Source organism: Pseudodesulfovibrio sp. lm2024, from assembly GCF_051175575.1.
GTDB lineage: Bacteria > Desulfobacterota > Desulfovibrionia > Desulfovibrionales > Desulfovibrionaceae > Pseudodesulfovibrio > Pseudodesulfovibrio caledoniensis.
The window spans coordinates 1,690,588-1,697,500 of record NZ_CP195092.1; the positions used below are offsets into that span (position 1 = coordinate 1,690,588).

Consider the following 6,913-nt stretch of genomic DNA (forward strand, 5'->3'; position numbering starts at 1 on the left):
TCAATTTTCCTGTCAGCGCAACCGGAAACCCTTGCCGGGGAAGGTGGTTGCGCGTATGGTCGACGCATGTTTTTCGAGGGGAAGTTCAGTATCGACGCTTCCGGCGACGGCAGCCGCCTGGACCGGGCCCTCGAGGCGGTCATGCCCGGGTCCGGGCTGCGTCTGCGGCGTCGGCTGTGCGACGAGGGGCAAGTGCTGGTGGATGGCCGGGCCAGGAGGCCTGGCTACAAGGTCCGATTCGGACAAATGGTGGAAATAGGGGAAGTGCGCGCTATGACGACAGCGGATGAACTGGGCCTGAGAATCGTCAAGTTGGAGGGCGGATTCGCCGCGGTGAACAAGCCCGGCGGCGTGCATTCGGCGGCCATATCGGGCAAGGACGAACCCAGCGCCGAGAGCGTCCTGTCACAGCTCTTCCCGGGCTGCGAACCCGTGCTGCTCAATCGGTTGGACTTCCTTACCTCCGGGTTGCTGCTGGTGGCCCTGACCCCCGAGGCGCGTGAAACGTACCTGCGCCACGAGGCCGACGGGGCCATCAAGAAATTCTACCTGGCACGCGTGCGGGGGCGGCTCGACGGCATCGTGTCCGTTCGTAGCCGGCTCGACACGGACGACCGCAAGACGACCCGCGTGCTGGCCGAACCGGACCCGGATTCCCGTCGTTGGACCGGGGTCACGGCCCTGTCCCACGACAACGAGGCTGGCGCCTCCCTGGTGCGCTGCCTGATCATGAAGGGCGCGCGCCACCAGATCAGGGTGCACCTGGCTTCCATCGGTCATCCCATCATCGGCGATCCCCTGTACGGCGAGGGCGAGAGCCCGCGCGGCCTGATGCTTCAGCACCAGCGCATCGAGATGCCCGGCTTCCAGGCCGAGGCCGTTCCGCTGTTCTGATTCCCGTCGGTATCGGTCCGCCTCAGGGGCCTATGCCGTAATGGTCGAAGATCTTCTTCAGTTCACCCGAGGCCCGCATCTCCCTGACCTTGCGCTCGATCATGTCGCGCAGCAACTCGCCATCGGGGCAGCGGGGCGAAAAGGCGATGCGGTTGTAGAACATGGCCACCGGTTCGGGGTCGACCCGGACTTGATCCGCCACGCCCTCCTGCCGCGTGATGTAGCGGAAGGCCAGCGAGCCCACGAGCATGGCGTCGATGCGGTCGTTGAGCATGCACTGGAGATTGGAGCACTGGGCCATGGTCGGGTTGTCGCAGGAGGTCAGCCTGATCCTGGACGGATCACGTTCGTAGCGGTCCAGATACTCGTCCACCTCGCCGTTGCCGGTCCTGAATCCCTTGGGGATGGAGAAGCGAATTCCGTCCAGGGAACCGACTCCCCGGTATTGCCAGGTGCTGTCCGCGCGGGTGGCGAACTGGACCACGTTGATCATGTCCAGGTTGCGCACGAAGACGAAGTCCTCGGCGTGGACGGTGCCCGCGTAGGAGATGGCGTCGTATTGGCCGTCCAGCGTGTCGCGGACGGCCCGGACATAGGGTATTTCATGAAAGATCAGGCGGTATTCGGTATTGTCGAAGGTCCGACGCAGGACCTCGTGCATGATGCCGTCATGTGGGGCTTCGGCCGGATCACAGGCCAGGGGGCAGTACGTGGACGTGGCCACGTTGACGTCTTGCGCATACGCCTGGACAGGGAAGAGCAGGGCGAACAGGATAAGGTTGAATAGGCATCTCATGGGGTAATCCTCGGACTGCGGACAGTCTATACCAAAAAATCGCAAAAAAGAAACGGATAAAAGAAAGAGACCCGGCCTCCGTATGGAGGCCGGGTCTCTTCGTCTCGCGGCCGGGCCGCGTTATTTCTTCTTGTCGAAGGCTTCCTGGAGCTTGGCGCCGAGCAGTCCCATGGAGCCGGTCTCGGCCTTGCGCTTGGGCGCGAAGTCCTTCCAGTCGCCGTCCTCGCGGGCGTCGCCGGTGGTCAGGGATATTTTGCGCTCCCCGGCCTTGACCTCGCCGATGACCACCTCGACGGTGTCCCCGGCGTGCAGCTTCTCGAAGGCGGCGGGCTTCTCGGAGCGGGCGATGACGGACTTGGGCAGCAGGCCGGTGATGCCCGGCTCCAGCTGGATGAAGATGCCGAACTGCTCCTGCTTCTCGACCACGCCCTCGACCTTCTGGCCCGCCTGGTAGCGGTCGGCCACGCCGGACCACGGGTCGCCCTCGGCGTCCTTCATGGACAGGCTGATGCGCCGTTTGTCCGGGTCGATGGACTTGATCTTGACCGGGACCGAGTCGCCTTCCGCAACCATTTCCGAGGGCTTGTTCACACGCTTGGTGTAGCTCATCTCGGAGACATGGACCAATCCGTCCACACCCGGAGCGATCTCCACGAAGGCCCCGAATTCGGCCAGACGGACGACCTTGCCGGTGACGATGTCGCCGGGCGCGAAGGTGGCGGACAGGGTGTCCCAGGGGTCCTGGGCCAGTTCCTTCATGGACAGGGAAATCTTCAGGCGGCCCTTGTCGTCGTGCTCCAGCCGGGTGATCTTGGCCCGGACCTTCTGGCCCACGGAGACGGCTTCCTCGGGATGGCCCACGCGGCCGTAGCCGAGCTGGGAGATGTGCACCAGCCCTTCCAGGCCGGGCATGATCTCGACGAACGCGCCGAAGGCGGCCAGCCGGGTGATGGTGCCTTCGACCTCGTCGCCCACCTTGGTCTCGCTGACGAAGGACTGGGCGGACTCGGCGGCCTCGCGTTCCAGCAGGGCGCGGCGGGAGACCACGATGTTGCGGCCCCGGCTCTCCAGCTTGGTGATCAGGAATTCGTAGGTCTGGCCCACGTACTCCTCGGTGTTCTCCACGAAGCGGGCGTCGATCTGGCTCACGGGGCAAAACGCCCGGCGCTGCAGGATGGACACGTTGAAGCCGCCCTTGCAGGTGGACTCCACCTTGCCCTCCACGGGCAATCCGCCCGCCTTGGCCTCCTCGAGCATGGCCAGTCCGCCGATGCCGGAGATGGCGCGGGACAGCTTGATGCCGCCGGAGTCCTTGCCGACCACGTACAGCTCCACCTTGTCGCCTTCGGCCACGGTGCAGTTGCCGTCCTCGTCCAGCAGTTCCTCGCGCTCGACAATGCCGTCCAGCTTGGTGCCGGTGTCCACGAAGACCGTGGTTTCACCCACCTGGATGACGGTGCCGGTGACCTTGTCGCCGACGGACAAATCGTCACCGCCGCCTTCGCTGTACTGTTCGAACAGTTCGGCGAAGGACTCTTCGCCTTCTTCCACGCCATTACGCTCTTTGAATTCTTCGGACACGTCGTCTCTACCGTTTGGATAAAAGGTTTAAGTCAGCAGGGCCTTGGCGAAGTCCTTGCCGTCGAAGGGACGGAGGTCTTCCATCTTCTCGCCGAGCCCCACAAAGGTGATCGGCAGTTTGTTCTGCAGGGTCACGGCGACCACTACGCCGCCTTTGGCCGTACCGTCCAGCTTGGTCAGGATGATCTCATCCACGCCCACGGCCTGGTTGAACAATTTGGTCTGGCTCAGGGCGTTCTGGCCGGTGGTGGCGTCGATGACCAGGATGTTGCGGTGGGGCGCGCCTTCGTGCTTCTTGCCCACCACGCGCTTGATCTTGGTCAGCTCCTCCATGAGGTTGGCCTTGGTGTGCAGCCGCCCGGCGGTGTCCAGGAGCAGCAGGTCGTACCCCTCGCTTACGGCCATGTCCATGGCCTCGTAGGCCACGGCGGCCGGGTCGGCCCCTTCGTCCTTGGCGAAGAAGCCGGTGCCCAGGCGGTCGGCCCAGACGCGCAGCTGGTCGATGGCCGCGGCCCGGAAGGTGTCGCCCGCGGCGATGAGCACCTTGCGGCCCTGCAGCTGGGCGCGATAGGCCAGCTTGGCTATGGTCGTGGTCTTGCCTACGCCGTTGACGCCGACCATCATCAGCACTTCGGGCGGGTTTACGGCCTCGATGCGCTTGGGAACCTTGAAGATGTCCTCCAGTTCCTCGCGCAGGATATCCTTGAAATCATCGGGGTTGTCGGTCCCGGCCTTGCGGGCGCGGGCCTTCAGGTTGTCCATGAGCTGGTTTGCGGCCTCCATGCCCACGTCGGCCATGATCAGAATCTCCTCGAATTCCTCCCAGAAGTCGTCGTCCAGGGAGGAGTGGGCGGAGAGCAGGCCGTCGATGCGCTTGGTGATCTGCTCGCGGGTCTTGGAAATGCCTTCGGAGAGCTTGAGGAACAGCCGGTCGCGCTCGTCCTCCTCGTCCTCCAGGTCCAGGGCCAGGGCCAGCCGGTACTGCAGTTCGGACTTGAAGTCGGCCACGGCGTCGTAGCCCATGTCGTCCAGCCATGCCTCGAATTTGGCGATGAACTCGCCGGCCTCTGCGTCGGGCGCGCCCAGGGCCTTGAACAGAAAGGCCAGACGGTCCCACAGGTCCTGGCCCTTGCGGTCCACGCCTTTGACGATGATGTTCAGCCATTGGGAGAGCTTGGGTTCGGCCTGGCGCAGGGCCAGGGTCAGCCCGGCCTGCCAGCCCTCGGAGGGAGTGGGCGCGGCCACGTCGCTTGCGGGCGCCTCGGGGGCCGGTGCGGCCTGGGGCGCAGGTTCGGGTGCGGGCTCGGCCTTGGCCGGTTCGTCGAGATTCAGCCCTTTTTCCCGCTTGTATTCGTCCAGGGCCTGCTGCGCCGCATCTTCCGGGCTTGCCCAGGCCTTTTTCAGTTTGCTAAAAAATCCCATCAGGGCCTCTTATATTGATAACGTTGTCAGTTCGGGCGTAGTTAATAGCCTACCTCGGAGTAGGTGGCAATAGATGATGTTGTCCCGCGCGTATTGCCATTATGCGTCCAAGCGGCTAAGAGCGAGAAAAAAATTCACCCAGAGGACGAATTCATGAAACGAACCAAGATAATCGACGCGCTGAACGCACAGGCCCCGGTGGAGGACATCCGCATCATGGGTTGGGTCCGCTCCAAGCGCGACAACAAGGGTTTTTCCTTCCTGGCCCTGAACGACGGTTCCTGCCTGGGCTCCATCCAGGTCATCGTGGACCATACCCCGGAGATCGAGGCCGCCTTGGACCGCATCGGCACCGGCGCGTCCGTGGCCGTTTCCGGCGAACTGGTGGAGTCTCCGGGCAAGGGCCAGAAGTGGGAGGTGCGCGGCAAGGCGCTTGAGGTCATCGGCGAGGCCGACCAGGAGACCTTTCCCCTGCAGAAGAAGCGCCATTCGGACGAGTTCCTGCGCTCCATCGCTCACCTGCGCCCCCGGACCAACAAGTATGGAGCCATGTTCCGCATGCGTTCGCGCCTGGCCCAGGCCGTGCACAAGTTCTTCGCGGACAAGGGGTTCTTCTACATCCATACCCCGATCATCACCGGCAGCGACTGCGAGGGCGCGGGCGAGATGTTCCGCGTGACCTCCCTCCCGGTCGGGAGCAAGGAGCCGGTGGAAAACGACTTCTTCGGCAAGCCGTCCAACCTGACCGTGTCCGGCCAGCTCTCGGTGGAGATGTTCGCCCTGTCGCTGGGCGACTGCTACACCTTCGGCCCCACCTTCCGGGCCGAGAACTCCAACACCCCGCGCCACGCCGCCGAGTTCTGGATGATCGAGCCGGAGATCTGCTTCGCGGACCTGGCCGACGACATGGATCTGGGCGAGGAGATGATCAAGTACCTGGTCGGGTACATGCTCGACAACTGCGCCGAGGACGTGGAGCTGTTCGCCCAGTGGGTGGACAAGTCCCTCATGCCCACGCTCGAGACCATCCTCAAGGAGCCGTTCGAGCGGCTGCCCTACACCGAGGCCATCAACATATTGAAGAAGACCAAGAAGCAGTTCGAGTACCCGGTGGAGTGGGGCATCGATCTGCAGACCGAGCACGAGCGGTTCCTGTGCGAGGAGAAGTTCAAGAAGCCGGTCTACGTCTACGATTATCCCAAGACCATCAAGCCGTTCTACATGCGAATGAATGACGATGACAAGACCGTGGCCGCCATGGACTGCCTGGTGCCGCGCATCGGCGAGATCATCGGCGGCAGCCAGCGCGAGGAGCGTCTGGACGTGCTCACGGCGCGCATGGACGAAATGGGCTTGGACAAGGAAGAGTACTGGTGGTTCCTCGACTCCCGGCGCTACGGCACCGCTCCCCACGCCGGGTTCGGCATGGGCTTCGAGCGCATGCTCATGCTGGTCACGGGCGTGCACAACATCCGCGACGTCATCCCGTTCCCCAGGACGCCCAAGAGCCTGGACTTCTAATCGGCCCGTACAAGAAGCGAGGCCCGGCGGTTCTCCGCCGGGCCTCTTGTTATGCTATGGATATGTATATGTCGGTCAGCAGTTCTTCTGGCGGCGTCGACCGCGGGTCGTTGAGGTAGAGTTCGAAGCAGAGGTTGTCTCCCAGCCGTTCGCCGCTGAGCGGCAGCCAGCCGCCCATGAGTTCGGCATAGGTGGATTCCTGATTCTCATATGGCCCTTTGTGCGTGGTCACGGCATAGCGTCCGCCGCCAACAGTCTGGATGCCGACTTCGCCTTCGCCCTCCACGGTTTCGTCCACGGTGACGCAGGCGTCGTAGCGGATCTTGTCCGGCGGCGTGACCTGGGGGTCGTCATGGCCCACCCCGAGAAAACGAGCGTCCGCGTGGAGCAATCCTTTCGGACCGGCCCAGGCGCAGAGCCTCATCCAGGCATCCTCGCACTGGTTGTACGGCCCCGTCTTGCGGATGAACGCCACCCGCATGGGGGGCACGGTCTCCATTCTCACTTCCATGTTCGTCTCCTTTCGGTTGTTCAGGGTAAATGTCGTGCGCAGTTCGTCCGGGCGGTAATGGATCAGGCCCGGAAATCTGTCCTGCATCGTTTGCCAGTGTCGCTCCCGGTACTTGGAGGGCGGGCATCCGAACATCTTCTTGAATGCCCGGCTGAAGGACTCCACGGTCTCGTAGCCCGCGTCGAATG

The 6,913-nt window shown here is 63.6% G+C and carries 6 protein-coding genes (1 of these 6 cut by a window edge); 2 read left to right on the forward strand and 4 right to left on the reverse strand.

Going from position 1 to position 6,913, the window contains the following annotated elements:
- The first annotated feature begins 66 nt into the window (after positions 1-66).
- The gene (locus tag ACR42D_RS07750; protein ID WP_484566255.1) at positions 67-894 is read left to right on the forward strand and encodes a pseudouridine synthase; all 828 of its coding nucleotides are present in this window, start codon (positions 67-69) and stop codon (positions 892-894) included.
- 22 nt (positions 895-916) lie between these two features.
- Here ACR42D_RS07750 and ACR42D_RS07755 read toward each other — a convergent pair whose 3' ends face one another.
- The 3 genes from ACR42D_RS07755 to ftsY all read right to left on the reverse strand — a co-directional run bounded on the left by ACR42D_RS07755 (position 917) and on the right by ftsY (position 4,693).
- Positions 917-1,690, reverse strand: a complete 774-nt coding sequence (locus tag ACR42D_RS07755; protein WP_484566256.1) for a substrate-binding periplasmic protein — start codon at positions 1,688-1,690, stop codon at positions 917-919.
- Between the two features lie 120 nt (positions 1,691-1,810).
- Positions 1,811-3,271 (reverse strand): 30S ribosomal protein S1, encoded by a 1,461-nt coding sequence (locus ACR42D_RS07760; protein ID WP_484566257.1) that lies wholly within the window; start codon positions 3,269-3,271, stop codon positions 1,811-1,813.
- Positions 3,272-3,298: 27 nt separating this feature from the next.
- Positions 3,299-4,693, reverse strand: coding sequence for a signal recognition particle-docking protein FtsY (ftsY, locus tag ACR42D_RS07765; RefSeq protein ID WP_484566258.1), 1,395 nt, complete (start codon positions 4,691-4,693; stop codon positions 3,299-3,301).
- Between the two features lie 153 nt (positions 4,694-4,846).
- On the opposite strand from ftsY, the gene asnS reads away from it, so the two are divergent.
- The gene (asnS, locus tag ACR42D_RS07770; RefSeq protein WP_484566259.1) at positions 4,847-6,214 is read left to right on the forward strand and encodes an asparagine--tRNA ligase; all 1,368 of its coding nucleotides are present in this window, start codon (positions 4,847-4,849) and stop codon (positions 6,212-6,214) included.
- A 49-nt stretch (positions 6,215-6,263) separates the two neighbouring features.
- Here the strand turns inward: asnS and ACR42D_RS07775 are convergent, their stop codons facing one another.
- On the reverse strand, positions 6,264-6,913 hold the 3' portion of the coding sequence (locus ACR42D_RS07775; protein WP_484566260.1) for an AraC family transcriptional regulator. Its footprint extends 247 nt past the window's final position; 650 of the gene's 897 nt are visible here — the last part of the coding sequence; the start codon falls outside the window, past its right edge; it ends in the stop codon at positions 6,264-6,266.

Bases quoted from the DNA above. Each gene is read 5' to 3' on its own strand.
- ACR42D_RS07750 (WP_484566255.1), top strand. From the start codon at position 67: ATGTTTTTCGAGGGGAAGTTCAGTATCGACGCTTCCGGCGACGGCAGC.
- ACR42D_RS07755 (WP_484566256.1), bottom strand. From the start codon at position 1,690: ATGAGATGCCTATTCAACCTTATCCTGTTCGCCCTGCTCTTCCCTGTC.
- ftsY (WP_484566258.1), bottom strand. From the start codon at position 4,693: ATGGGATTTTTTAGCAAACTGAAAAAGGCCTGGGCAAGCCCGGAAGAT.
- asnS (WP_484566259.1), top strand. From the start codon at position 4,847: ATGAAACGAACCAAGATAATCGACGCGCTGAACGCACAGGCCCCGGTG.